Origin of the sequence: Paraburkholderia sp. 31.1, assembly GCF_014397645.1 — a bacterium.
In the GTDB taxonomy this organism is placed as follows: Bacteria; Pseudomonadota; Gammaproteobacteria; order Burkholderiales; family Burkholderiaceae; genus Paraburkholderia; species Paraburkholderia tuberum.
Genome location: NZ_VZQN01000260.1, coordinates 1 through 251, shown reverse-complemented (window position 1 = coordinate 251; position 251 = coordinate 1). Strand labels below are relative to the sequence as shown.

At 61.8% G+C, this 251-nt stretch carries 1 pseudogene; it reads left to right on the top strand.

Annotation, left to right across the window (positions count from 1 at the left end):
* Positions 1-233, top strand: a pseudogene (locus tag F6X37_RS36200) (transporter); the annotation flags it as partial.
* Positions 234-251: the final 18 nt, after the last annotated feature.

Genomic DNA, 251 nt, shown 5'->3' with positions numbered 1-251 from the left:
AGTACAAACGCCTCTCCGCTGAAACCGATCAGGTGCGCAAGGCCTTCTTCGAACAGTGGTACCACCTGGGCAAACGAACCCTGCTCGATGTGCTCCTTGCGGAGAACGATCACTACGGCAACAGCGTGAGCGAAGTGACGAACCGGTTCGATGGCTACGCGGCGGTACTGCGGGAGCACGCATCCGCGGGTTCGCTGGTTGACTGGCTGGAGACCGGGCGCTCCGGCGGTTAGGTGTTGCGGATCAGAGCC